This is a genomic window from Halalkalibacter sp. HAAS-P013, from assembly GCF_056619925.1.
The window spans coordinates 541,931-566,584 of record NZ_JBWQTU010000001.1; the positions used below are offsets into that span (position 1 = coordinate 541,931).

Genomic DNA, 24,654 nt, shown 5'->3' on the forward strand with positions numbered 1-24,654 from the left:
GTTAACAATATATCATTGATTTTCTATGGATATCGTTACCCTATTTTCGGTAAAGGTATCCATTTTTGTCGTTTTTAAAACTATTTAGGAGGCTATTCATGACAACAGTAAAAAGCAGCAATTTAGGTTATCCTCGCATAGGCGAGAACCGCGAATGGAAAAAAACATTAGAAGCATTTTGGGCTTCTACTCTCAATGAGGAAACATTTTTGACACAAATGAAAAAGTACCGCCTGCATCACCTTCAAAAGCAAATAAACAAAGGTATTGATTACATTCCTGTCGGTGATTTCTCTTACTATGATCACGTACTTGATACGGCTTCTATGTTTGGATTAGTGCCGAAACGTTATGCCCATACGTCTGGCCCGGTTTCTTTATCCACTTACTTTGCCATGGCCCGTGGTAACCAAAGGGCACATGCATGCGAAATGACGAAGTGGTTTGACACTAACTATCATTACATCGTTCCAGAAATAGAAGATAAAGAACCTGAATTAGTTGAAAACAAACCGCTTCAGGCATTCTTAGAAGCGAAAAAAGAATTAAATATAATTGGTAAACCCGTTATTCTTGGACCTTTTACTTTCTTAAAACTAGCAAAGGGCTATAAAGAAGAAGAGTTTGCTAGCATCTTAAACAGCTTTGTTCCAGTATATACACAATTGTTATCTGAACTTGCTGATGCAGGAGCGAAACTCGTACAAGTGGATGAACCATATCTTGTAATGGATATAACAAACGAGGAAATGGAGATATTCTCTAGCCTTTACCGTGAAATTGCAACAAACGTACCAAATGTGGATATCATTTTGCAAACGTATTTTGAGTCCGTTTCTCACTATGAAAAATTAGTACAAATTCCTGTTAAAGGAATTGGGCTCGATTTTGTATATGGCTTCAATGAAAACGTTGATGCTATTGAGCGATTCGGCTATCCTGAAGACAAGATTCTAGGGGTAGGGATCATTGATGGAAGGAATATTTGGAGAAGCAACCTGCTTGAAAGCCATCAATTTTTAGCTAGGCTAAACAAGCTTGTTCCGTTTAAAAATCAAATCCTTCAACCATCTTCTAGCTTGCTGCACGTTCCTGTTTGTTTGAAGCATGAAACAGAGCTAGATCCTATTGTTAAAGATGCCTTAGCTTTTGGCGACGAAAAGCTTGATGAGTTACGGTTACTAAGAGATGTAACAAACGACCCAATTCAGTCATCACAATCGTTATTGAACCGTCACCAACAGACGTTTGAAAAGCTAAACCAATCAAATTGGCGTGTGAGAAAGGAAACTGTCGGGCTTCTTACAAAACGAACGAAGAAATTTCAGGAGAGATATCAATTACAAAACCAAAAATGGAATTTACCTCTTCTTCCAACAACAACAATTGGTAGCTTTCCTCAAACTAAGGAGATCAGGAAAGCTCGATTTAAATGGCGAAAAGGCGAACTATCAAATGATACATACGAGGCAAATATCAAGTCCATGATTGAAAGATGGATTCGCATTCAAGAAGAGTTAGATATTGATGTACTCGTACATGGAGAATTTGAACGAAATGATATGGTTGAATTTTTTGGTGAGAAGTTAAATGGATTTGCCTTTTCTAAAAATGGCTGGGTGCAATCATATGGATCACGCTGCGTCAAACCACCAATCATCTTCGGTAACGTATCACTCGATAAACCGATGACGCTTAATGAAACACTTTATGCTCAGTCTCTTACTGATCGCCCAGTTAAAGGAATGTTGACCGGTCCAGTAACGATTTTAAATTGGTCCTTTGTTCGTAACGATATCCCACACCAAGAAGTGGCCTATCAAATTGCAGAAGCTATACTAAAAGAAGTACAATCACTAGAAAATGCGGGAATTACCATGATACAAGTTGATGAGCCCGCTCTAAGAGAAGGTCTTCCATTAAAGAAAGAAAAACATGATACGTATTTAAATTGGGCCGTTGTAGCATTTCGGATGAGCACATCAGATGTAGCGGAAACGACACAAATTCATACACATATGTGTTACAGCGATTTTAATGAAATTATCGAAGCTATAAAAGAACTTGATGCCGATGTTATCTCCATTGAAACATCAAGAAGTCATGCGGAAATAATCTCTGCATTTGAAACAAATGTTTATGACAAAGGTATTGGACTCGGCGTGTACGATATTCACAGTCCTCGTGTTCCAAGTGAAGAAGAAATGACTTCAACTATTGAACGAGCACTGTCGGTTTTACCAGCTGAACTCTTTTGGGTAAATCCAGACTGCGGGTTAAAAACACGTGGTGAAAAAGAAACAGTTGCCACTTTAGAGATCATGGTGAAGGCTGCGAAATCTGCAAGAAATCAGCTAACCAAACAAGTCACTCAATAAAAGGAGCTGCTAATGAGATATGAACTAATCACCTTTTTAAATCAAACAAAAGATGAGAAAGTCATTCTTGCTTTTATTAAAAATATGGACCGCAAGAGCTTACTGACATTATTTCATTATCTCTCATTCACTGATCCGAAAACAAAAGAACGCTGGATTGCTGTTTATTATAAGTTATCGAACTAATAAGGATAAAGAAAGTGGTTGGCTTGATAACAGAGATGGCAATGGCTCCGTTCGCTACGCGCCTTGAGAGGAGAAACCCACTCCTCTCAAGGCTTTAAAAAAATGTAGCGACTCCGCTCATTGCTTCGGGGCTGTCCCAAAAGGTCAAAATCACACCTTTTGGGACAGCCCCTTTTATTACCTAAGATTGTATATTTCCTGGAATGAAGAAGGAAAATGTCGTTCCTTCTTTCATTTTACTGTGAACGGATATATGGCCATCATGCGCTTCGACGATATTTTTCGCAATTGCAAGACCAAGACCTGTCCCTCCACGTCCCCTCGTCCTAGCTTTATCCGCTTTGTAAAAACGTTCAAACACATATGGCAGATCTGCTTCAGGTATGCCTGAGCCTGTATCAACAACATCAAATTTACACCCTTCTTCATAACCGCGAATAATTAGCTTGACTTGGCCATTCTCACTTGTATGACGAATCGCATTATGCAATAAATTTGTTAATACTTGCTCAATTCGATCTGGGTCACACTTTATCGTTGTCATATCAACCATCTCTAATGAAACTTCAATTCCTTGCTCTCTAGCTAAACCATGGAATTTTCGAATAACACGTTCTGCAAATGATTGAACATCCAACTCTTCGATATTCAGTTCAACATGTCCAGCTTCCATTCTAGCAATATCAAGAAGTTCATTAACTAATCTACCCATTCGTAAAGACTCATCATAAATGATTTTAGCAATTTCTTTTTTCTCCTCATCAGAGCCAGCAATATCATCAATAATTGCTTCGCTATACCCTTGCAACATTGAAATAGGTGTCCGTAGCTCATGTGAAACATTAGCAATAAAGTCTTTACGAAGTTTATCGTGCCTACGATCTTCCGTCATATCACGTAGAACAGCGACCGCTCCCCGGATTTCCTGACGATCGTATAATGGTGTCATTAAAACCGTCCAGCTTCTCCCTTGCATTTCTACTTCAGCTACTTGTTCTTTTTCTAACAAAACAACCTTCTCAAACAATGTTTGTAATGCAGCTGGAAGTGGCTCATCACTATCATGTTTCATTCCCTGCTCATAGTACCAAGATTGAATAAATCGCTCAGCCGGTGGATTAGTCAAAACAACGAGGCCTTTCTTGTTCAACGTAATAACACCATCAGCCATACTCCCTAAAATCCGGGAAAGTTGCTCTTTCTCTTGGTTTAAGGCATTAATATTCGTATTTAATTCACGGCCCATTCGGTTAAATGCAATTGCTAGGTGACCAATCTCATCATGAGTAAGGATCGGTATTTTTGTGTCAAATTTACCTTGAGCCACCTCTAAAGCTACTTCCCTCATTTTACGCAATGGTGCATTTATTCGAGTCGACAAGAAGAAAGCAAAAATCGTTGTTAGAACTAACGCAATACCAGCGGAGAAATAAATAATTTGCTTTGTTTCATTCGATGCCTCTTCAATGGCAGCTAATGATTGATACAGAAACACAGCACCATCATCAAACCGCTCAGGAGAAAGCGGAACGCCGACAACCATAATCTCTGAATGGACTTCTTCCCCATCTCCTACAAATAGAAAGTCTCCTTCTGTCATGACGACTTTTTCACCAGAAAACACTTGTGATAATGTCTCATCTGTAAAAAATGTATCTAGCGTTACTTGATGAGCTTCAGCTTCATCTGTGCTCCATGTTTTCTCTCCATCTACAAGGATAATAATATGGGTATCAAAAGCCTGTCCATATTGATCGATCGTATAAAGAGCATCTCTTTCATTTTCATAGCCTTCATACATAGAAGCAATCATTGTCGCATGGTTAACGAGCTGGGACTCTGCCTCATTTACATGAAATCTCTCAAATGATTGAAGCATCAGCACCATCAAAATACTAAGGACAACAGAGACTAAAGCTAAAATGGTAAACCAAAGCTTCCCTACGACACTTCGCCAAAACATTCTTATTTCACAGCCTCAAATTTATAACCGATCCCCCATACAGTGGAAATCATTGAAGCAGCTTCAGGTGAAATTTTATTTAATTTTTCACGTAATCGTTTAATATGCGTATCCACCGTACGTAGATCTCCAAAGAAGTCGTAATTCCATACATCTTTTAATAACTGCTCTCTTGAAAACACTTTATCAGGCGACTGAGCCAAATAATGAAGCAGTTCATATTCTTTCGGAGTCAGACTAATTTCCTCATCTGATACTGTTACCCGATGAGCGTCATTATCAATCATCAAATGTTGAAAAACCAATACATCTTTTGCCTGTGTGTCCGTTTGCAAGAATTTTGTTGAAGAAGATCGTCTTAATAATGCCTTTACTCGCAAGATAACTTCGCGGGGGCTAAATGGTTTCACGATGTAATCATCTGTCCCTACTTCAAACCCTTGAACTCGGTTTGCTTCTTCCCCCTTTGCTGTCAGCATCATCACAGGTGTAGCTTTTGTTTTTCTAAGTTCTTGGCAAACTTCAATCCCATCCATTCCAGGCATCATAATATCTAGAAGGATTAAGTCGTACTCCTCTCCAAGAGCCATTTCTAATGCTTCTTCACCATTCTCTGCTTCTTCTACTTCATAGTTTTCACGCTCTAAATACATCTTTAACAATCTGCGAATTCGATCCTCATCGTCCACTACTAAAATTCGTGCTTCTTTTTCCATTATTCTTTCCTCCTCGGATCAAGCTATTGTATGTATTTTACCACAAAATTATCAGATGAAAGAAAACCCAGTACATTTAGCAGAGACCTACTAAAAAAGGGACTTCCTCCTTTTTCAGTAGGCCTCAGTTACTTTCGCCTTATCGCTTACTTCATTGTGCTTTATAATGCATATGAGTGTAAACCAGCAATAACTAAGTTTACAAAGACTAGGTTGAACATAATAATTGCAAATCCAATTACACATAGCCAAGCTGATTTCTCCCCATGCCATCCTTTCGATAAACGTAAATGCAAATAGGCAGCATAGAAAAGAAATGTAATAAGTGCCCACACTTCTTTCGGATCCCATCCCCAGAAGCGAGTCCAAGCAATTTGGGCCCAAATCATGGCGAAGATTAATCCACCTAGGGTAAAAATCGGGAAGCCAATTGCAATCGCACGATAACTGACTTCATCAACAGCTTGAGGGCTAACTCCTTTTAAAATAGGTTGGATTGCTGCACCAATTCGTTTCCGTAAAACGAGCCTTAACACCCAATACAGAACAAAACCTGTGAACAGAGACCAAATAACTGTATTTAAATCATTGGCTACAATAATGGCCGGCGCGTGAACAATTGGTGACATAACTCCTTCCGTTAAAAGCTCCCCCTCATTCGGGCCGACTAAGGCTGGGAGAGTATACGTCATTTCGGCTTCCATTCCATTTTCATTGATGTATGAAAAGTTCGCTTCATAATTCATTGCATTAAAAATAGATCCCATTAAAATAAAGCCAACTAAACTTAAAATGGAATACAAAACAAATTCCAATGATCGAGTTTGTTTATTTGCTTTGGTAAAATCTATCGTCCGGATAAGGTAAATAAGGCCTGCTACAAAACCAATAGCAAGGATTCCTTGACCAATCGCAGTTGTAATAACATGAATTTTCAGCCAAATACTTTGAAGGGCTGGAATAAGCGGTGCCACTTCACCAGGAAACATTGAGCCATATGCAATAATGAGCATAACTATTGGCATTGTAAACAACCCAAGATAATTAGAGCGATAAATAGCATAAATAATAACAAATGCAAAGCCAATCGCGATTCCAAGGAATGTCATATACTCAAACATATTACTAACTGGAGCATGTCCCGAATGAATCCAGCGCGTGCTAAAATACCCAATTGATAATAAAGAACCTAAAATTGATAATAGGAAGCCAAAAAAGCCCCATCTGTTTCCGGTCATTTCCCCTTGTTTGTCACGCCATTTCTTCCCTGTAATAGAGACAGTAAACGCAATCGTCGCAAATAGATAGACGAAAAAGGCAATAAGCAGGAAATTTGAACTAATTGCTGCCATTTGATGTATCCTCCTCACAAAAAGGGCTAGGAATGTCACCATTCCCAATCCCCTTCCTAAAACCTAAAATATTTTAATTTAACTTTTATTGTTTACTTCTTCTTCTTCCACCTGATCGACCGGAGCAGATAAGGACGTATCAGAGATTACGAAATCAATATCCTTTCTTAGTGCAAGATAGTTTTTATTCGTATGACCAGCTATCCAAACCTGTCCAGCTATTCGTTGGAACCAAATTCGACGGTGTGCCCAGTAAGAACCTTGAACAAGGCCAATCATAAAGATAATTCCACCGATAATCAAGATAGGGAGCGTATAATCCTTCCGAACAATTAGAGCAGAGACATGCTTTGTTTCTACATCTACAAAGGTCATCTTGTAATCATTCTCCCCCATCGGTTCAAGGTTTGTCCGAATTCCAACAAAACTGACTTCTCCTTCTGGAGTATCAGGTGTAAACATCTCAAATATAAACACTGGATTATCTGGAATTTGCGAGCGAGTTGAAGGGACATTTGAGCTAGACATCACGAAGTCTGGAAAATACTCTCTTATTTCAATTATGTACCCCTCACCAAGATCATAAACTGACTCTGGATTAAATAAATCAATATCAATTTGACCAAACGTTTCACCGGTTTCTTTGTCCTCTAGTACAAAACTCATACTGTTTAATTCATGAAGCTTGTAATCAACTTGATAGAGGGCAAAATCATCAAACTTCATAGGCTCGTTCACTCGTATTTCCGCCCGATCTATTTCTACTAAATCTCCTTCAGAACCAACTGTTCCTGTATTTTCTCTCTCGTATAAAACAGCGTTAGTTTGATACGTTCGAACAATCGGTCCTCCAGCTCTTTGCATCGCCTCGCCGAATATATAATCATCTTCATCGTAAAGTTCTATAATAAACTCTTCATTCCCAATATGGTACTGCCCGCCTGTAGTTGGAACAACCGTTGTTTCTCCTTCTCGAATCCACATATGCTCATCAACGTACATACCAGGAAAATAGCGCAACATACAACCGATCAGAAAGATGATCAAACCAATGTGGTTAATATATGGACCCCAGCGCGCGAACCTTCCCTTTTCTGCAACTAGATTCCCGTTTTCTTCAGAGATGTTATACTTTTTCTCTTTTAACTTCTTTTTTACAACATCAAACGACCCGTCAATGTCTTCGGCTTCAGAATTCCCAAACACACGTTGTCTTTTCAAAAAATTCGCATGCCTAGTTACCCTTTGCGTTTTTAACGCACGGTACAACGGAAAAAAACGATCAATACTAGCAATTAAAATGGATACCCCTAAACTAGCGATTAGAAGCATGTACCACCATGAGCTATATAAATTGTGAAAGCCTAATTGATAATACAATTGGCCCGTAAATCCGTATTCCGCTGCATAATAATCTTCAGGTCTAACAGAAGGCGGGATGTACATTTCTTGCGGATAGATTGTCCCTAATGCAGAAGCAAGAAGAGTAATGATAATAATCCATATTCCTACTTTTACAGAAGAGAAAAACATCCAAACCTTATCTATAAATGTAGTTGTATATGTTTGAGACCTTCTAGCCACACCTTCATATTTCATATCTAGTAGCTTTTCTTGGTTGTCATTCGTTCCAAGCGGCTTCCCACACGATTCACAAACAATCGTTCCACGTGGGTTTACGTGGCCGCACTCACACGTTAGATTACTCATTTCCCCACACCTCAATTATGTTCCAGGCTTAATCTCTTCCATGAAATCTCGCACCATTTGCTCCGTCATGCCGCCTGTGAACACTCGCACGATCACTCCATGCTCATCGATCAATATAGTTGTTGGCAACGGCCTAATTCCATATGCTTCAATGACATTTAACCCATTATCGATCACAATTGGAAATGTTAAGCCGAGACGACTTGCGAATCGTTCAACCGTAAGTTTTGGCTCATTGGCATTAACGGCAATAATTTCGACGCCCTTCTCTTTATATTCAGCGTATAGTTCTTCCATAATCGGCATTTCTTTTACACACGGAGGACAATACGTCCCCCAAAAATTTAAGAAGACACCTTTTCCTTTATATTCCTCGAGCTCAATGCGTTCACCTTCTAAGTCTTGCAATACAAAATTAACAGACAAATCTCCAGCTTTAGCTACACTACGATCTGCCATGAAGTTGGAGTAAAATGTATAGGCAAGCGCTAACGCGATAATCGCCAAAATACTCGATCTCATTATTAATCTTTTTTGTTTCAACAACAGATCCCCCTTCCTAAAACACCATACGCTATTTCCTCTATTATAACGTTAGAAACTGTATGTAACTATGGGAGCTTTATGACGGTTTCGTGACAGCTAATTCACGTAAATGCTTTACTTCAATCGGCTTAAGAGGTCGAACGTCGCCTGGGTTCATCCCTCTTAAGTCTAGAAAGCTATACTGCTCACGCTTTAATTTCATAACAGGGTGTTCAATCGCATCAAACATACGACGTACCTGGCGATTTCTCCCTTCATGAATTGTTAATCGAATAATGGCTGTTTGTTTCTTCTTATCTATTGACATCATTTTCACTTTCGCAGGAGCTGTTTTTCCATCTTCAAGAATGACGCCATTCTGTAGCTGTTTTAACTTTTCTCTCGAAGGGATGCCTTTAACTTTCGCTACATATACTTTTTCCATTTTAAATTTGGGGTGCATCAGCATATTAGCAAAGTCCCCATCATTCGTCAGCAATATCAAGCCTGATGTGTCATAATCAAGCCTCCCAACTGGAAACACACGTTGTTCAATTTCAAGAAAGTCCGTTACTGTTTTACGACCTTTTTCGTCTTTTACACTCGATATAACACCACTTGGTTTATACAAAAGAAAATATACTGGTTCCTCTCTATCAATTGGAACACCTTCTACTTCGATCTCATCTTTGTTCGGAGCTACTTTCACTCCTAACTCACGTACTACTTTACCGTTTACTCTTACTTTTCCATCAATGATTAATTGTTCTGCCTTACGCCGTGATGTTATTCCAGCTTGTGCTATTACTTTCTGTAACCGTTCCATCTCGTTCACCTCATGTACCATCATACTCTTCCATTAATGAATTCTCAAGCGAAAGAAATTTCAGCTTATTATATAATAAAAGAACGCTATGGAGATTTGACAGCTCTCCATAGCGTTCTTTGCTCCTATCACACCAGTATGTTTAAATCCTCATTGAAATATACTTCGTCTCAAGAAACTCTTCTATACCGTGATGTCCTCCTTCTCTCCCTAATCCACTTTCCTTAAAGCCTCCAAATGGAGCTTGAGCAACTGAAGGAAGAGCATCATTTACACCGACAATTCCATATTGAAGCGCCTCACTCATTTGAATAGAATTCGATAGATTTTGTGTATAAAGGTAGGCAGCTAAACCGAAACGAGAATCATTGGCACGCCGAATGACTTCATCAATAGTCTTAAAAGTAGAAACTGGTGCCACTGGCCCAAACGTTTCTTCTGTCATACACATCATTTCATCTGTAGCCCCCGCAATAACAGTTGGCTGATAAAACAATCCAGAAATTGTCTCTCCACCAATTAACACTTGAGCCCCTTTATCTTTTGCATCCTGAACCTGCTCTACGACTTTCGCAACCGCATCCTCATTAATTAGCGGTCCGATGTCATTTCCATCTTTCAAACCATCGCCAACCGATAAATCTCTCACTTTTTCAATAAACTTTGCTAAAAATGGTTCAACAACATCTTCATGTACATAGATTCTGTTAGCGCATACACATGTTTGCCCAGCATTACGGAACTTAGAAGCAATTGCCCCTTCTGCTGCTAAATCCAAATCAGCATCATTCATAACAATAAATGGCGCATGTCCACCTAATTCTAGAGATAGTTTCTTTACCGTGTCAGCTGCTTGTCTCATCAAAAGCTTACCAACTTCAGTTGAACCAGTGAACGTCACTTTTCTAACACGGTCATCACTCATCCACGTTGTGCCAATTTCTTTTGGATCGCCCGTAACAACATTAATGACACCTGCTGGAATTCCGGCCTTCTCAGCAAGTTTAGCTAAATATAAAGCCGTTAAAGGCGTTTGTTCCGCTGGCTTAATCACAGCCGTACAACCAGAAGCAAGAGCCGGTGCAATTTTTCTTGTAATCATAGCAGCCGGAAAGTTCCACGGTGTGATCGCAGCAATAACGCCAACAGGCTGTCTATGAACAAAAAGTCGTTTATTTGAAGCCGAAGCTGGAATCGTTTCTCCGTAAATTCGTTTTCCTTCTTCTGCATACCAAGCTAGAAAGCTATTGGCATACCCTACTTCTCCGATTGCTTCCTTTAAGGGCTTTCCTTGCTCCACTGTCATTAACTTAGCAATCTCTTCTGTTTCCTCTTTAATTAATTGATGCCAGTTCATAATAAGTTCACTACGTTCATTTGCCGTTAGATTAGACCATTTTGAAAAGGCTACGTGAGCTGCATCTACTGCTCGTTTCGCTTCCGCTGCCCCTGCTTTTGGCACTTTCCCAACTAATTCACCTGTTGATGGATTTATTACATTTATTTGTTCATTGAGTGTTACCCACTCACCACCAATTAATAGATTCCATTTGTTCATGTTGCTTCTCCTCCTTTGCTTAGTACGTTCCTTTTCTTCCTTATAATGAAATTTTTACCATAGATTAATAGACAAAGCAAGATATTAACTATAAACTCCAGGGTTGCTCCCCTTTACTAAGGTAGGTACAGAGGCCTCCATGCACTTAGGAGGCACCTATTCATTAAAAGGAGAATCTTATATTGAAACAATACAAATAAATAAAGAGGAGCCTAAGATTGTTTCTTTTGTTCAATATTTTTAATTGTTTCTCCGGTTGGAATATTATATAATCTGCTTTTTGGCTCATATATGGTTTGAGAAGGCCAAAGTCCATGATGACCCGAAACAATATAACTTATTAGACAAGCAAGAAAAAAGAACTCTATTCCTTTGCCATCAAACATTTCTACAGCCAATAAAAACGCTGCTATTGGAGTATTAGCTCCCCCTGCGAAGGTAGCAATCATACCAATTCCAGCAAGGAAAGACAGTGGCAAATCAAAAAGACCATACAAGGCATTTCCTAAAGTTGCTCCCATAAAAAATAAAGGTATTGCTTCCCCCCCACAAAACCAGTTCCAAGTGTAACTGCTGTAAATACGAGTTTAGCTAGAAAGGCAAAGGGAGGAACTTCTTCTGTAAAAGATTGTTCCAACATGTCTAATCCACGTCCGTTGTAGTTTACTGTACCTAGTATCATTGTTAACACAACAATAATGATTCCCCCTATACACGCTCTTACCATATGGTTTTTCTTTGTGTATTTTTCAGAAACTTTATGTATCCCGTGCCTCAATTGACAGTATAGAACACTTAAAAGACTAAACATAATTGATAAAACAATTACTTTAGAAAAGGAGAATGCGGATAGCTCTGGAACTGATTGTATAATGAATGTTTCATGTTCTACTTTCCAAGCTTTCTCGGCTATAAAATGGCCGATGAAACTTGCTACAAGACATGGCACAAATGCGTCATATTTCATTTTTCCTAAAGCAGTCATTTCCATTCCAAAGATAGCTCCTGTGATTGGTGCCCCAAAGGCTGCCCCAAAGCCAGCACTAATTCCGCTCATCAACAAAATTTTTGTGTCAATTAGATTCACTCTAAAAAAACGGTTTATCGCTTCAGCTGCACTCCCTCCCATTTGGATGGCAGCCCCTTCTCTTCCCGTCGACCCGCCAAATAAGACTGTAATAAATGTTCCCAAATAAACGAGAGGACCTAACCTTCGTAACATCTTCGTTTCGCCATGAACGCCTTCTATTACGAGATTATTGCCTTTATATAAATCCTTCCCAGCTTTCCTGCCCAATTTCATATAGATGTAGCCCAAAAAGACCCCACTTAAAGGAAGAAAAATAATAAGCCAGGAATTTTTTTCGCGTGTTTCTCCAAGTAAATCATTCGTATGTAAAAGAAGAGCCGTTGTGGATCCTATAATTCCCCCAATGATAGCCCCAAAAACGATCCATTTTGAAAGGGTAAAAATTAATGTTTTATACTTTAGTTTTACATTCACTCTTTCTCCCTCATTTCAAATGCCTTGGATGCTTTATTCTATGTTCTTTATTTTTCACTTCCGTAAATAAGTTCGGTGATTCACTTGATTGAGTAACCGGTGTTTGAATAGGTGAATTAGGCATGTTTGCATGAAGTAGAGATAGTAGCATTTGAATATCTTCTTTTGTAGCGTATTGCTTTTCAGGCTTAAGCATATACCCTAATTGACCGTTTGATTCGATCGTAGCCCATTGTAAATCACTAATGTTTTGAATGCTTTCCTGTCTCAGTCGTACTTCAAGCATATCAACTGTTAAACGTAATTTGGCTAAATTTCTGTTATTAATTCGTCCATTTTCAACTACCAAGATCGATTTGCTGTAAAAAAAACTTTCAAGGAAATCAAATTTCAAGACAATATACTCAATAAATAGTAGTGTAAGTACAAGTAAAAATGTAATTAACATAGTAATCCAAATGTTTCTGTCGCCGACTGGCTGAATAATCAATGAACCAACGGCAACCATCATGACGGTCTGAGCAACCGTCAGTTGTGAAATAGATTTTCTTCCAGCTAATCGCAGAATAAGGACCCCGCCAATGACAATAACAACTGCTTTCCAAATAAAGTGTAGATCCATGTCACTTCCTCCTTTATGAATCTGTCATGGTAAGGTAAGCCATTTAATTTTGTTATTAGTTGTTATTCGTTATCAATTCATTATTATAATTTAATCTTTCCATTTGCTTAAAAAGATATTAATTCACTTGCTCTAAAAAAAGGGGTTATCCCAAAATGGTCTGCTTTTGACCTTTTGGGATAACCCCGAATCAATGAGCGTAATCGCTACATCTCTATCTGCGTTTCTCAAACTCCAAATACGTACGTAACAATAAGAATGGAAGCAATGATCCCAACAATATCAGCTAGCAAACCGACCTTCAATGCATCTCCCATCTTTTTAATTCCCACTGCTCCAAAATAAACTGTTAACACATAAAAAGTCGTATCTGTACTACCTTGCATTGTTGATGCAAGTCTTCCTATAAAGGAATCCGGTCCGTAAGTGGCAATTAAATCAGATGTCATCCCTAAAGCACCTGTTCCAGAAATTGGTCGGATCATCGCTAATGGAACGATCTCAGAAGGGACACCAATGGCTTGAAGGGCAGGTTTCATTAGTTCGATAATAAAGTCCATTGCACCTGAAGCCCGAAAAACAGAAATGGCGACGAGCATCCCTACTAGATATGGAATGATAGAGACCGCCATTCCAAAGCCTTCTTTTGCTCCTTCTACAAATGTTTCATACGTTGGTACCTGCTTGTACGTTCCATACATAAGGACAAGCGCGATTAAGACAGGAATAAACCAAATCGAAATGACCGTGATCCATTCCATCTAGACACGCCCCTTCCTTACTCGCCTAAAATAAAAATACCGATCGATTAAAATCGCACCAATTGTCGAACAAGTCGTTGCTACAAGAGTCGTCCCGACAATTTCAGTAGGTGAAACAGAACCATAACTCATTCTTATTGAGATCACCGTTGTTGGAATTAGTGTAATACTAGCTGTGTTAATAGCGAGTAACGTAATCATCGAGCGACTAGCTGAGTCTCGTCCACCATTTAATTCTTTTAGCTGCTGCATCGCTTTTATTCCCATCGGTGTTGCGGCATTTCCCAATCCAAAAAGATTAGCCGTCATATTTGATAATATATAACCCATTGCCGGGTGATTGGCCGGCACTTCAGGGAATATTCTAGTAGCAATCGGACGCATAAGCTTAGCAAGGACATTTAAAAGTCCACCTTCTTGTGCAATCCTCATTAAACCGAGCCAGAAGACGAGGATGCTTATCAAACCAAGACAAATAGTCACAGCATCCTTCGCTCCAGCAAAAATGGCTTCATTCACTTCTTCCATGCGACCATTTGCTGCTCCAAAGGCAATTCCAATGACAAGCATCGCTACCCAAATTTTATTAATCACTACTTCTCACCCCAATAGTCAAAGAAAAAAGATCGAGAAAACGGGTCCAGAAACCTTTCTTTTCTTCTAGTTTTGGAGGGTCGTATAGCAATGGAACCTGCCCAATTTCTTCATTATTAATAAATAATTCTACCTTGCCCACTGGTTGAGGTGGAACATATCTATCTTTTCTCTCTTCACTTGGTGGTCTATATAAGGTTACCTCCTTTGAGAGAGATTCTTGTTCAGATTGCGACAATGGATATTGAAACGAATAAGGTGCATATACATGGTCCTTATAAAACTCATCCTCGATCCCTTCTAAAATTCCTTCTTCAACTAAGACTTCCGAGTCATAGGTGTCAAACGCCCAGTTAAATAAGTTCATATGATCATGCCAATCACTAGGTGCATTTAATGTCACAGCGATCAGTTTCTCATCATCTTTCTCCGCTGTTGAAACAAGGGTACGCTTTGCTCGTTTTGTATAACCCGTTTTTCCCCCTGTTGAGTATTTGTAAAGTTCGGTTAATAGCCTATTCTTATTGTGCCAAACTCGGATTTGGTCTCCTTCTGAACGATAATTTTTCGTTGAGGAAATGTCACGATACATTGCATTATCCATTGCATACTGTGTTAGGATTCCCATATCATAGGCACTTGAATAGTGGTCTTCATGGTCATCAAGACCATGAGGATTTTGAAACATTGTATTATTCATTCCTAACTGCCCAGCTTTTTCGTTCATTAAATAAACAAACCCTTCAAGGCTACCACCAACATGTTCGGCGATTGCCACTGCTGAATCGTTGCCGCTACGAAGCATGAGTCCATAAACGAGATCCTTCAGTTTTATCTCTTCTCCTGCACGCAGATAAATAGAGGAGCCCTCCGTTCCTTCTGCACGAGAAGATACTTTTACCACCTCTTCCATTTTTCCTGATTCAATCGCAAGGATGGCTGTCATGATTTTGGTAATACTCGCAATTCTCAGTGGCGTATGTTCGTTTTTCCCATATAGAACTCGTCCCGATTCCTGCTCAATTAAGACAGCTGCCTGAGCAGAAACCGAGAAATTGCGTTGCTCTGCGTTTGCATGAAGCGGCAATATTGGCAAAATCAATAACACTGCAATCATGATAAGTCCAAGTTTTTTCCCCATTTTCTGATCCCCGTCCTGTCTTATAATGTGATTCCTGATGTGACACATCTCGCGCCTGTCTTTTTTCTTCTCTTACTAGCCAAGTCTATGCAGGACAACCAATGATATGACAGCAACTATACGAATTACTACTTAACTAATTAGTTTAGCTTCACTCAATTAGGCAATAATGAATTAGAAGTCTATAAGAGAAAAGGACGAGGTTACTATGCTTTTAGAACTTGCGAATATAACTGGTCGTATCTTAACTATTTTTCCTCTTTTACTAGCAATGACATTATTTATGGGAAAAAGATCGATTGGACAAGTTCCTATTTTTGATTTCCTTATTTTCGTTACGCTCGCAAGTGTTACCGGCGCTGATTTAGCAGACCCTTCAGTGAGCCATATTCACACAGCCTATGCTATTGTGGCCATTGGCTTCTTTCAGAAAGCGATCGCAAAGCTAGCATTAAAAAAACGGAAATTCGGAAAATTCATCACATTTGAACCTACTGTTGTTATTAAAGACGGACAATTATTAATTCATAATTTAGAAACAATCCAATATACAATGGATAATATTCTTCAATTACTACGCCAGAAAAATGTCTTCGATATAAGTGAAGTTCAAATTGGTGTAATTGAAGCAAATGGTGAACTTAGTGTTCAAAAAAAGCCTAAAAACTCAACTCCAAGTATTGAAGATTTAGGTATTAATAAGAAAAGTAGCGGGATGTCTTACCCCGTAATAATCGAAGGAGTTATTCAAGAAGAAATTTTACAGGAGCTAAAAGTAACAAAGGAAACTCTTCTTCAACGTCTACAAAACGAAGGGATCGTACGCATAGAGAGTATTTTCCTTTGCATGATGAATGACGAGGGCCAACTGCATCTTGCTTACACACGAAAAGATGACAAATATCAGCGAATCCAACACTAAGAATGGCTTTTAATATAGAAATACCTGCTTTTAACTTATTTAATCTTCTCTCATTGTCTTAGTTTTTAAAAAATAAAAAATGTTCCCAAGTTTGACTTTGGGAACATCTTCTTTAAGGACTATGTATACTATTCTTTTAAATATCCACTCATGTCATCTAACAAGTTGTCCATTTGTTTTGCATACCCTTTATACATTTCTTTTGCATTACTATTTTCCGTTTGCAGAGAAAAGGTAACTAAATTAGCCTGAAGCTGCTTAATATTTGCTGCTACTAATAATTTTTGTTTAATTTGAGGCATTTTCAACGTATCGTTATACAAGTCAATATACACATTTCCCATCGAATCAATTTGAGCAACGAATACATCAGAAAAACTCTTTGCTCCCTGTTTCTTAATTTCACCAAGCAGCCATTCTTTCGTATAACCATATTCACTTAAACTTCTTTCCATCACATTCCCATCTATTATGACAATACGTGGTTCACGTTCCTGTTCAACAACTTTTCCGATATCTTTTGGAGTTAATGGCTGTAACTCGCTTTTTTTCATAACACTTATTTGTCCATTTTTCTCCATAACAGCTGTTTCAATATCGGAAAGTTTAAAGAAATCTTTTTGCCGTAGGCTAATCATCATTTCATCTACTGTTAAATTCTCTTTTTTTAAATTTTTTTCAAGGATTTTTCCGCTTTTGATTAATATAGTAGGATGACCTTCCGTTACTGTACGAAAGCGGAATGATTTCAATTCAATCTTAGAAATTATAATCGGAATGATCGCCCATATAAGCATTCCAAGAAGAAAATTAGACATTCTGACCTCAGTTCCGAACGTTAATTCCGCCGAAATACTTCCAATTGAAATTCCTACTATATATTCATAAAACGTCATGTCTCTAAGATGTTTCTTTCCCATCAACCTCGCTAAAAAAAGCATAAAAAGAATACCGATAACGCCTCTAATTAGAACCGTCTCTAGCTCTGTCATTATCTCACCTCTTATTCTAAGTAAAGCGTACTTTTTTTATTATTGGGTAAAGTAATAGTAAGCATACTATTAGATATTAAGGAGAATGAATGTGGGTAAACAAATTACTTATATGTTGGGATTCTGTTTGATTTTCATGACGATTTCAGGGTGTAATGTTGGGGCTTTTGTTAAAACGGAAAAAGATGAATTATTATTCAGCATAATTTCAGAGCTACAGCAACTGATTGAAGAGGAAGAATGGGACAATGTCCTCGAGAACATTAGAGAATTTGAACATACATATGCAATGCGAAAATGGAAGGTACAGCTTTTAGCTGCACTAGATGATTATAAAGACATTGAATTAGAAGTTGAATTGTTGAAAGAAAATGTGAAGGATGAGGATCAAGTAGAGAGTTTAATACGGTTAAGACAAATTCACTATCGGTTGAATTTTATTTATAATATGTAAAAAGTATAGGAAGAGAAAAAGGACCAGCTCCTAATCTTGAGTCAGCCCTACATTTTATGCTAGCCCTTCAAACTTCTGAATCCATTTTAAAACTTGGTTCTTCCTGCTCAATTTGCTTCATCCGTGTTTCAAGACCATCAATAACTTCTTGAATCTGCGTAGCAGCTTTGGCATACTTTTCTTTGGCCATTTCATCTTTCGTTTGAAGTGCAAATGTCTCAAAATTTGCTTGTACACTTTTGGCATTTGCTAAGGCTTGCCTAACCTGTGTTCCTACTGTCACTTTTCTCTCCTCCTTATCAAGTTATCATATATATTTTCCCCCTATGATCGTTTTATTTATTATGAGATTCCGCCTTTTCCAATGCCTTTATATTTATGATAGCAATCATTCATAAGAAGATTTATTGACATAGAACTGACTTTCAGAATAATGGTGCTCTTTATATCATATAGGTAATTAACTAAGACAGGCATTAGAGGGGGGAAATGAGTGCCTTTCCTATATGAACATGGGTGGATTTTATTTATTCTTTCAGAAGGACTTACTTGGTTAGCGGCATTATTGTTTTTCATTTGCCGATACAGGTATAATTTAGATCGTATTAGTCAGTGGTGTTTGACACTCATTATCTTTTGCACTCTTTTTCAAGGCTTATTAGCTAGCGTTAATTACTATTTCACAGGCAAAGTGTCTTTTTTTCAAATCGTTATAATTCTTTTTATTATATATGCCAGCACTTTAGGAAGCGCAGATTTTAAACGTATCGATCAATATATACAAACCAAGTTTAAAAAGCACCGGAATTTACCTAATGCAGTTGGAAACATCGATAACATTCGACTTTATTTAAAGTTTCGGCAACAGTTATTTTTCATACATACCATTGCTTTTTTTGCTATTCACCTAGCTTGGCTTGCCATCGATATCAACACATCAAATAGTTTACCTGGCTATCCATTGTTTTATTTCAATGAATGGCTTCAACACCCACATCAAGGATTGTTTCAGAATCCAGTTTTCAATATCATTAGTTACATGTGGATTATTGTTTACACCTTTGATTTATATATTAGTTTGACTTATATGTGCCTTTCGCGTAGGGCAGCTAAAAAACACTTATAGACAACATAAGATAAGCATAAATAAGTTACCTGTCAATTTACTGCACAATATCACGTTGCTTATGTAAGGCTGTTTTCGCCATTAAGTAAGAAAATGGCTTATTAGATAAAATGAATTCATTTACACAATCAAGATTCGTATTCGTAATATGGTCTTCATCTGAAATTTCTGCAATTATATAAAGGTTGGACTTTTTTAGGTTTGCCAATTGTTTAATCGTAGATGCAATTAACAAAGTCTTTCCATCAGCTGCGATGTTATCCATTATATTATCAGGTCCAAAAATACATACCGACTTTGCACCTAGTACATTGGCTCTTTCGAGAGTATCTATTTTAGTAGCACCTCCTTTAACATAGTGAACGTTAGAATCGTTGATAGGGGAATTATTCAATTGATCGATTAATACTATATCAATATTTTGATGAAGATTTACTAATTGCTCGATCGTTTCTTTAGCTTTTTGAGACCAATTAATCATCACCATATGATCTTTTCCTGAATACCCCATTATTTCCTCCTCCTTTAATTCCTCATATTTATTTACTAAGTCAACCCACTTAGCAATAATAATAGCAAAAAAGCCAACCCCAAAAAGGTACAATACAACTGTATAAAGTCTACCCCAGATTGTTTTAGGAATATAATCACCAAAACCAACTTGTGATACAGTGGTCATCACAAACCAAAACCCGTTAAGCGGATTTTTATATTCATTTGGCTCTAATAAATAAACGATAAATGAACTTAAAACAAAAAAAACAAAACCCATTAGAAGTATTTTCCAGTGTTCTATTTTAATTGTTTTATGAAGTACTTTTTGAATGAGTGCAATTAACATTATAGTAGCTCCTTGATGTTTCTATTGTACAGTTATCCGATCAATATGATAGTTTAATTGACTTATTAAGAGGACACGAACTGCAAATGTAAATTTTTTAATCCTTATTGAGCTCATCCTGTTTAGATTTTGGAAATACACTAAACTTACCATTTGGTTCTAGAATAACCTGTTGGACTTCTGAGGGAGATTTAAATCCTTTTACTCGTAATTCTTCATTCAATTCATTTTTGCTGATCCTTGCTTTTCGTAACCCATTCATCACAATTAAACCATTTTCAATAATCTTAATAGGCTTACCTGAAATAATTCGCTCAAAGACTGTACTTTTAAGTGAAAGCCAACTTATAACAATTTGTGCTATAACTAATGCAAAAATTGCTACAATTGCAATCCATGGATTTAATTCTGGGTCTGCCAATGGCTTAGCAATTAACGCACCTATCGCAATTGCCACCACCAAGTCAAAGTCAGTTAACCTGCTAACTGCTTGGCTTCCCATAAAGCGAAATGCTGTTAACCCTACAACAAACAATCCTATTGCTTTCCCAAATGAAATGATGTATTCCAACACTTCTCCTCTCCTTTTTAAAATACGAAATTTTACATACAACAGCTGGACGATGGTTATTTCCAGTATTCCCAAATAATGCATCATAAACTCATATGTTAAAAGAATTTATAATCAAAAAACCCTTCGCAACGAGAACGAAGGGGACGTTAATTACCTTTTTATGAAGGTTTTATATGTTATTTTACGCTTTAGTAAACGGAGAGACTTGATCATGAACTTGTTTCATTTGTTCTGCACACCATTTATAGCTTTTTTTTGCCTGAGCATTCTCCGTATCAAGTGTAAATGTCTCAAGGTCAGCTATAATGCTTTTTATATTAGCTTCAAGCATTGGTAATTCTGTCGGTTGTGGAACTTGAAGAACATCATCAAATAAATCGATGGTTAATTGACCGTATTCATCGATTTGAGCCATAAAAACATTTTCAATTATGGCATTCATCTTTTCTAACTCTGCCTTTAACCATTCTTGGTTTAACCCTCTTGTTGCTAACGATTCATGTATTATCTTCCCATCCATAATAACGGTTTCCGGTTCCTTGATTGGGGGCACTTGATGATCAAGCATTTTCGCTGTAATCGGTTGTTGTTCTTTTTTTACAAGAACATTTAATTCACCATTTCCTTCTAATACAGCAAATTCAACATCCGCTACTTGAAAAACTTGTTTCCCTCTTAGTTTTCGTAATAATTCATCTGTGGATAAATGCTGTTTCTTCATATTATCTTCCAGTATCTTTCCATCCTTCATGATCGGGATTCCTTTACCATAAATAGCTGATCTGAATGATGCGTTCTTGACACTAAAATACATTATTCCAATTGCTCCACCAGCCCAAATGAGTAAAGCTACTAATAAATATCCAATAGGGATCGCTAGTTGAATCGAACCAATAGCTAGGATCACGGCAACTGAAGCCATCAAGCCAAATTCTAATTGTGAGGTCTCACCCAAGGGTTTGCGAACAAAAAGCCGCGCAATCGCAATCAATAATAGAAATCCAACAAAACTTCGTAGCGCAACTTCAACCCATCCTAGCATTTAGAGCCCCTCCTTTATGTTTGTTGATAAGTTGGTTCATCAAATTCGATTTGACCTTTTCTTTTTTTAATTTCTTGGATTACTGTTCTTGTTTTTAATGCGCCTTGGTGAAATGCTTCACGAGCTTTCGGCTCCTTTGTTTTCAATGCAAGTGAAGTTAATGTGGCATCAATGGACTGTAATGAGATAAGCAGCCCTTGAACTTTGCTTCCAACTGTCATGAATCATTCTCCTTTATCCTTTTGGTCTAAATACTAAAGAAGCGAGAAAACCAAATATAATTGCTGCTGAGATCCCCGCACTTGTCACCTCGAAAATCCCTGTAAGGACACCAACTATCCCATTCGCTTCAGCTTCAGCCATCGCTCCATGTACAAGAGCATTCCCAAAGCTTGTAATTGGAACCGTTGCGCCTGCACCTGCAAAATCAATTAATGGTTCGTATAGTCCTAACCCGTCAAGAACTGCACCAGACACAACAAGCGTACTCATTGTATGTGCAGGGGTTAATTTAAACACATCCATTAACACTTGTCCGATGACACAAATTAGTCCTCCTACAACAAAGGCAGAAATAAAAATCATTGCAGGCCACCTCCTGCTTCAAATGAAACAGCGTGTGCAATACACGGAATCGTTTCTTTTTGTTGAAAAGACATTGGTGATAATAGCGCTCCAGTTGCCACGATTAAGATTCGTTTTAGTTCGCCTTTTTTCATGCGGTTTAACAAATGACCATATGTCACGGAAGCAGAGCAGCCAGCGCCGCTCCCACCAGCAAGAACTGGCTGTCCTTCTCGATAAATCATCAATCCACAATCTTGAAACGTATCTTCAGGTAACTGTAGTCCCTTTTCTTCAATTAACTCTTTTGCAATTGGAAGTCCAACCTTTCCTAAATCACCTGTTGCGACCAAGTCATAATAATCAGCCGGTAAATTTCGATCACGGAAATGCGAAACAATCGTATCAGCAGCTGCTGGAGCCATTGCTCCCCCCATGTTAAACGGGTCGGACAGTCCCATATCTATTACTTTCCCTATCGTAGCCGATGTAACAACTGGTCCATCCCCAACGTTTGAAATCAAAGCAGCCCCCGATGCTGTCACTGTCCACTGGGCTGTAGGTGGCTTCTGCCCTCCATATTCTGTTGGGTACCTAAATTGCTTTTCTGTCGCAGCATTATGACTCGAAGCTGCTGCAATAATTCGCTCTGCCCCTTTGGCATTAATAATAAAAGAAGCTAACGCTAATCCTTCCATTGATGTTGAACAAGCACCAAACAATCCAAAATAAGGAATGGCTAGTGTACGTCCTGCAAAGCTAGATGGAGTAATTTGATTTATCAGATCCCCAGCAAACATAAATTGAATATCTTCATTTCTTAGCTGAGCTTTTTCAATAGCTCGTGACACAGACTCTTCAACTAATACCTTTTGAGCTTTTTCATAAGAATCTTGTCCAATCCATAAATCATCATGTAATAAGTCAAAATCATCTGCTAATTTCCCGCCTGCTTCAAATGGTCCACCAACAGTACCCGTTGACAAAATAACAGGCTTGTTTTCAAACTCCCATGTTTGATGACCTTGTAACATCGTCTACAACCCTCCCCATTGAATGAGAATCGTTTTAATAAGAGCAATGACAAAAGCTGCGACTGTACCAAAAACGATAACAGAACCGGCTAATTTGAAAATATTTCCTCCAACGCCAAGAACATAACCTTCTGTACGATGTTCAATAGCAGCTGAAGCTACAGAGTTAGCAAACCCTGTTACAGGCACAGCCGTCCCTCCACCAGCAAACTGAGCAATTCGGTCATAAACTCCAAACCCCGTTAATAAAACAGAAATAAAGATTAATGTTGCTACAGTAGGGTCACCCGCTGTTCTCTGTGTAAAATCAAAAAAAGTATAATAAAAAACATGAAGTCCTTGACCAATTAGACAAATAAAACCACCAACCAAAAATGCCCTGAAACAGTTTTTAACGACTGGTCTCTTTAATTCATGTTTCTTCTGCAACATTTGATATTTTTGCTGAGCTGGTGTAATATTTTTTTCTTTACTTGACGACATTTGATTTCGCCCCTTTACCCTTTCATCATATCTTCAAGTTTCTTCAATTCTTTTTTTAGCCGTTGTTCACTTATTGTTCGATTTTTTAATTCCTTTTCTAACTTTTCTAGTTCCATAAAGATCTTTTGGTCCGTTGATAAGAATAAAGTTGCATCAGGATAGCGTTTTTTTACAGAGGCGAATCCTGTTTTTCTTATTTCTTTTAACCTAAATCGGTCAAAGTGTTTTACTCTAGGTGCTAAATAAATGTTGTCATCGTTATCTGAGACTCCTTTGATTTCAACAACTTCCTCCATGGATAGAACAATTTTTTTTGCTTCATCCGCTTGATCTTGATCGATTATAGCGTTTTCTTGTAATTGCATAGGTTTCACATCCGGAGTAGCTCCTGTTAGGTTTTGGCACCCTGCGAGTAAGCATAAAACGATCATTCCACTTATGAATCCTTTCATGATTTACTCCTCCTTTTTTACCGCTATGTAGTAAGGGAGTATCCCCAAAAGGGTGTTATTACCTTTTGGGATACCTTTTTTCCGTTACTGTTTGTATTGTGGTTCTTCCTGTTCAATTTGCTGCAACCTTGGTTCTAGTCCATCAACAACCTGTTGTGTTTGCTGGGCGGCTTGTTGATATAACTGTTTCGCTTGTTCATTTTCTGTATCAAGAGCGAATGTTTCTAAGCTTGCTTGTGCACTTTTTAAACCTGCTATTGTTTGTTTAAATTTTGCTGCGACAGTCACGGTGACGTCCTCCTCAAATGTTGTATTGTTAGATTAAGTAAAATGC

27 protein-coding genes and 1 pseudogene are annotated in these 24,654 nt (G+C 38.0%); 5 read left to right on the forward strand and 23 right to left on the reverse strand.

Going from position 1 to position 24,654, the window contains the following annotated elements; all coding sequences use genetic code 11:
• Positions 1-98 precede the first annotated feature (98 nt).
• Positions 99-2,378 (forward strand): 5-methyltetrahydropteroyltriglutamate--homocysteine S-methyltransferase, encoded by a 2,280-nt coding sequence (metE, locus tag AC1FXP_RS02855; RefSeq protein WP_480058575.1) that lies wholly within the window; start codon positions 99-101, stop codon positions 2,376-2,378.
• A 12-nt stretch (positions 2,379-2,390) separates the two neighbouring features.
• Complete coding sequence (locus tag AC1FXP_RS02860; protein ID WP_480058577.1) at positions 2,391-2,564, forward strand: hypothetical protein; 174 nt, start codon at positions 2,391-2,393, stop codon at positions 2,562-2,564.
• A gap of 181 nt (positions 2,565-2,745) precedes the next feature.
• Here the strand turns inward: AC1FXP_RS02860 and AC1FXP_RS02865 are convergent, their stop codons facing one another.
• From AC1FXP_RS02865 to AC1FXP_RS02920, 12 genes and pseudogenes are all read right to left on the reverse strand, one after another.
• Positions 2,746-4,527 carry an ATP-binding protein gene (locus AC1FXP_RS02865; protein WP_480058578.1) on the reverse strand — a complete coding sequence of 594 codons (1,782 nt, stop codon included), beginning with the start codon at positions 4,525-4,527 and terminating at the stop codon, positions 2,746-2,748.
• 2 nt (positions 4,528-4,529) lie between these two features.
• Entirely contained in the window at positions 4,530-5,243 is a 714-nt protein-coding gene (locus AC1FXP_RS02870; protein WP_480058580.1) for a response regulator, read from the reverse strand.
• A 161-nt stretch (positions 5,244-5,404) separates the two neighbouring features.
• Entirely contained in the window at positions 5,405-6,595 is a 1,191-nt protein-coding gene (gene ccsB, locus AC1FXP_RS02875; RefSeq protein WP_480058582.1) for a c-type cytochrome biogenesis protein CcsB, read from the reverse strand.
• Positions 6,596-6,673: 78 nt separating this feature from the next.
• Complete coding sequence (gene resB / locus AC1FXP_RS02880) at positions 6,674-8,305, reverse strand: cytochrome c biogenesis protein ResB (RefSeq protein WP_480058584.1); 1,632 nt, start codon at positions 8,303-8,305, stop codon at positions 6,674-6,676.
• A gap of 15 nt (positions 8,306-8,320) precedes the next feature.
• Positions 8,321-8,848 (reverse strand): thiol-disulfide oxidoreductase ResA, encoded by a 528-nt coding sequence (resA, locus tag AC1FXP_RS02885; RefSeq protein WP_480058586.1) that lies wholly within the window; start codon positions 8,846-8,848, stop codon positions 8,321-8,323.
• Between the two features lie 79 nt (positions 8,849-8,927).
• Positions 8,928-9,656 carry a pseudouridine synthase gene (locus AC1FXP_RS02890; RefSeq protein WP_480058587.1) on the reverse strand — a complete coding sequence of 243 codons (729 nt, stop codon included), beginning with the start codon at positions 9,654-9,656 and terminating at the stop codon, positions 8,928-8,930.
• Between the two features lie 142 nt (positions 9,657-9,798).
• Positions 9,799-11,214: an NAD-dependent succinate-semialdehyde dehydrogenase gene (locus tag AC1FXP_RS02895; RefSeq protein WP_480058589.1), complete on the reverse strand. Its 1,416-nt coding sequence runs from the start codon at positions 11,212-11,214 to the stop codon at positions 9,799-9,801.
• Positions 11,215-11,426: 212 nt separating this feature from the next.
• Positions 11,427-12,517, reverse strand: a pseudogene (locus AC1FXP_RS02900) (chloride channel protein).
• A 211-nt stretch (positions 12,518-12,728) separates the two neighbouring features.
• On the reverse strand, positions 12,729-13,340 hold the full coding sequence (locus AC1FXP_RS02905; protein WP_480058590.1) for a DUF421 domain-containing protein: 612 nt from the start codon (positions 13,338-13,340) through the stop codon (positions 12,729-12,731).
• A gap of 227 nt (positions 13,341-13,567) precedes the next feature.
• Positions 13,568-14,101 carry a spore maturation protein gene (locus AC1FXP_RS02910; protein ID WP_480058592.1) on the reverse strand — a complete coding sequence of 178 codons (534 nt, stop codon included), beginning with the start codon at positions 14,099-14,101 and terminating at the stop codon, positions 13,568-13,570.
• Positions 14,102-14,695, reverse strand: a complete 594-nt coding sequence (locus AC1FXP_RS02915) for a nucleoside recognition domain-containing protein (RefSeq protein ID WP_480058594.1) — start codon at positions 14,693-14,695, stop codon at positions 14,102-14,104.
• Complete coding sequence (locus tag AC1FXP_RS02920; protein WP_480058596.1) at positions 14,688-15,836, reverse strand: D-alanyl-D-alanine carboxypeptidase family protein; 1,149 nt, start codon at positions 15,834-15,836, stop codon at positions 14,688-14,690. Before AC1FXP_RS02920 ends, AC1FXP_RS02915 begins: the two co-directional genes overlap by 8 nt.
• A 208-nt stretch (positions 15,837-16,044) precedes the next feature.
• Between AC1FXP_RS02920 and AC1FXP_RS02925 the strand changes: the two genes are divergently transcribed.
• Positions 16,045-16,758 (forward strand): DUF421 domain-containing protein, encoded by a 714-nt coding sequence (locus AC1FXP_RS02925; RefSeq protein ID WP_480058597.1) that lies wholly within the window; start codon positions 16,045-16,047, stop codon positions 16,756-16,758.
• Positions 16,759-16,886: 128 nt separating this feature from the next.
• Here AC1FXP_RS02925 and AC1FXP_RS02930 read toward each other — a convergent pair whose 3' ends face one another.
• A complete protein-coding gene (locus tag AC1FXP_RS02930; protein ID WP_480058599.1) occupies positions 16,887-17,750 on the reverse strand; it encodes a DUF421 domain-containing protein in 864 nt (287 codons plus the stop codon).
• A 91-nt stretch (positions 17,751-17,841) separates the two neighbouring features.
• On the opposite strand from AC1FXP_RS02930, the gene AC1FXP_RS02935 reads away from it, so the two are divergent.
• Positions 17,842-18,204, forward strand: a complete 363-nt coding sequence (locus tag AC1FXP_RS02935; RefSeq protein ID WP_480058600.1) for a hypothetical protein — start codon at positions 17,842-17,844, stop codon at positions 18,202-18,204.
• A 67-nt stretch (positions 18,205-18,271) separates the two neighbouring features.
• Here the strand turns inward: AC1FXP_RS02935 and AC1FXP_RS02940 are convergent, their stop codons facing one another.
• On the reverse strand, positions 18,272-18,487 hold the full coding sequence (locus AC1FXP_RS02940) for a DUF1657 domain-containing protein (RefSeq protein ID WP_480058602.1): 216 nt from the start codon (positions 18,485-18,487) through the stop codon (positions 18,272-18,274).
• A 210-nt stretch (positions 18,488-18,697) separates the two neighbouring features.
• Here AC1FXP_RS02940 and AC1FXP_RS02945 point away from each other — a divergent pair, with 210 nt between their 5' ends.
• On the forward strand, positions 18,698-19,330 hold the full coding sequence (locus tag AC1FXP_RS02945) for a hypothetical protein (RefSeq protein ID WP_480058604.1): 633 nt from the start codon (positions 18,698-18,700) through the stop codon (positions 19,328-19,330).
• 37 nt (positions 19,331-19,367) lie between these two features.
• Here the strand turns inward: AC1FXP_RS02945 and AC1FXP_RS02950 are convergent, their stop codons facing one another.
• From AC1FXP_RS02950 to AC1FXP_RS02990, 9 genes are all read right to left on the reverse strand, one after another.
• Positions 19,368-20,171, reverse strand: coding sequence for a potassium channel family protein (locus AC1FXP_RS02950; RefSeq protein WP_480058606.1), 804 nt, complete (start codon positions 20,169-20,171; stop codon positions 19,368-19,370).
• 97 nt (positions 20,172-20,268) lie between these two features.
• Positions 20,269-20,742, reverse strand: coding sequence for a DUF421 domain-containing protein (locus tag AC1FXP_RS02955; protein ID WP_480058608.1), 474 nt, complete (start codon positions 20,740-20,742; stop codon positions 20,269-20,271).
• A gap of 184 nt (positions 20,743-20,926) precedes the next feature.
• The gene (locus AC1FXP_RS02960) at positions 20,927-21,787 is read right to left on the reverse strand and encodes a DUF421 domain-containing protein (RefSeq protein WP_480058609.1); all 861 of its coding nucleotides are present in this window, start codon (positions 21,785-21,787) and stop codon (positions 20,927-20,929) included.
• Positions 21,788-21,801: 14 nt separating this feature from the next.
• Entirely contained in the window at positions 21,802-22,008 is a 207-nt protein-coding gene (locus tag AC1FXP_RS02965; protein ID WP_034631763.1) for a DUF1657 domain-containing protein, read from the reverse strand.
• A 13-nt stretch (positions 22,009-22,021) separates the two neighbouring features.
• Positions 22,022-22,372, reverse strand: coding sequence for a stage V sporulation protein AE (gene spoVAE, locus AC1FXP_RS02970; RefSeq protein ID WP_250094772.1), 351 nt, complete (start codon positions 22,370-22,372; stop codon positions 22,022-22,024).
• The gene (spoVAD, locus tag AC1FXP_RS02975) at positions 22,369-23,385 is read right to left on the reverse strand and encodes a stage V sporulation protein AD (protein WP_480058612.1); all 1,017 of its coding nucleotides are present in this window, start codon (positions 23,383-23,385) and stop codon (positions 22,369-22,371) included. The genes spoVAE and spoVAD overlap by 4 nt, the downstream gene beginning before the upstream one ends.
• 3 nt (positions 23,386-23,388) lie before the next feature.
• On the reverse strand, positions 23,389-23,868 hold the full coding sequence (gene spoVAC / locus AC1FXP_RS02980; protein WP_480058614.1) for a stage V sporulation protein AC: 480 nt from the start codon (positions 23,866-23,868) through the stop codon (positions 23,389-23,391).
• Positions 23,869-23,882: 14 nt separating this feature from the next.
• Positions 23,883-24,320 (reverse strand): hypothetical protein, encoded by a 438-nt coding sequence (locus tag AC1FXP_RS02985; RefSeq protein ID WP_480058616.1) that lies wholly within the window; start codon positions 24,318-24,320, stop codon positions 23,883-23,885.
• Between the two features lie 84 nt (positions 24,321-24,404).
• A complete protein-coding gene (locus tag AC1FXP_RS02990; RefSeq protein WP_480058618.1) occupies positions 24,405-24,608 on the reverse strand; it encodes a DUF1657 domain-containing protein in 204 nt (67 codons plus the stop codon).
• Between the last annotated feature and the right edge of the window lie 46 nt (positions 24,609-24,654).

Coding starts and splice junctions, on each gene's coding strand:
- metE (WP_480058575.1), top strand. CDS start 99: ATGACAACAGTAAAAAGCAGCAATTTAGGTTATCCTCGCATAGGCGAG.
- AC1FXP_RS02860 (WP_480058577.1), top strand. CDS start 2,391: ATGAGATATGAACTAATCACCTTTTTAAATCAAACAAAAGATGAGAAA.
- AC1FXP_RS02865 (WP_480058578.1), bottom strand. CDS start 4,527: ATGTTTTGGCGAAGTGTCGTAGGGAAGCTTTGGTTTACCATTTTAGCT.
- AC1FXP_RS02870 (WP_480058580.1), bottom strand. CDS start 5,243: ATGGAAAAAGAAGCACGAATTTTAGTAGTGGACGATGAGGATCGAATT.
- ccsB (WP_480058582.1), bottom strand. CDS start 6,595: ATGGCAGCAATTAGTTCAAATTTCCTGCTTATTGCCTTTTTCGTCTAT.
- resB (WP_480058584.1), bottom strand. CDS start 8,305: ATGAGTAATCTAACGTGTGAGTGCGGCCACGTAAACCCACGTGGAACG.
- AC1FXP_RS02890 (WP_480058587.1), bottom strand. CDS start 9,656: ATGGAACGGTTACAGAAAGTAATAGCACAAGCTGGAATAACATCACGG.
- AC1FXP_RS02895 (WP_480058589.1), bottom strand. CDS start 11,214: ATGAACAAATGGAATCTATTAATTGGTGGTGAGTGGGTAACACTCAAT.
- AC1FXP_RS02905 (WP_480058590.1), bottom strand. CDS start 13,340: ATGGATCTACACTTTATTTGGAAAGCAGTTGTTATTGTCATTGGCGGG.
- AC1FXP_RS02910 (WP_480058592.1), bottom strand. CDS start 14,101: ATGGAATGGATCACGGTCATTTCGATTTGGTTTATTCCTGTCTTAATC.
- AC1FXP_RS02920 (WP_480058596.1), bottom strand. CDS start 15,836: ATGGGGAAAAAACTTGGACTTATCATGATTGCAGTGTTATTGATTTTG.
- AC1FXP_RS02925 (WP_480058597.1), top strand. CDS start 16,045: ATGCTTTTAGAACTTGCGAATATAACTGGTCGTATCTTAACTATTTTT.
- AC1FXP_RS02930 (WP_480058599.1), bottom strand. CDS start 17,750: ATGACAGAGCTAGAGACGGTTCTAATTAGAGGCGTTATCGGTATTCTT.
- AC1FXP_RS02950 (WP_480058606.1), bottom strand. CDS start 20,171: ATGTTAATTGCACTCATTCAAAAAGTACTTCATAAAACAATTAAAATA.
- AC1FXP_RS02960 (WP_480058609.1), bottom strand. CDS start 21,787: ATGCTAGGATGGGTTGAAGTTGCGCTACGAAGTTTTGTTGGATTTCTA.
- AC1FXP_RS02965 (WP_034631763.1), bottom strand. CDS start 22,008: ATGACAGTTGGAAGCAAAGTTCAAGGGCTGCTTATCTCATTACAGTCC.
- spoVAE (WP_250094772.1), bottom strand. CDS start 22,372: ATGATTTTTATTTCTGCCTTTGTTGTAGGAGGACTAATTTGTGTCATC.
- spoVAD (WP_480058612.1), bottom strand. CDS start 23,385: ATGTTACAAGGTCATCAAACATGGGAGTTTGAAAACAAGCCTGTTATT.
- spoVAC (WP_480058614.1), bottom strand. CDS start 23,868: ATGTCGTCAAGTAAAGAAAAAAATATTACACCAGCTCAGCAAAAATAT.
- AC1FXP_RS02985 (WP_480058616.1), bottom strand. CDS start 24,320: ATGAAAGGATTCATAAGTGGAATGATCGTTTTATGCTTACTCGCAGGG.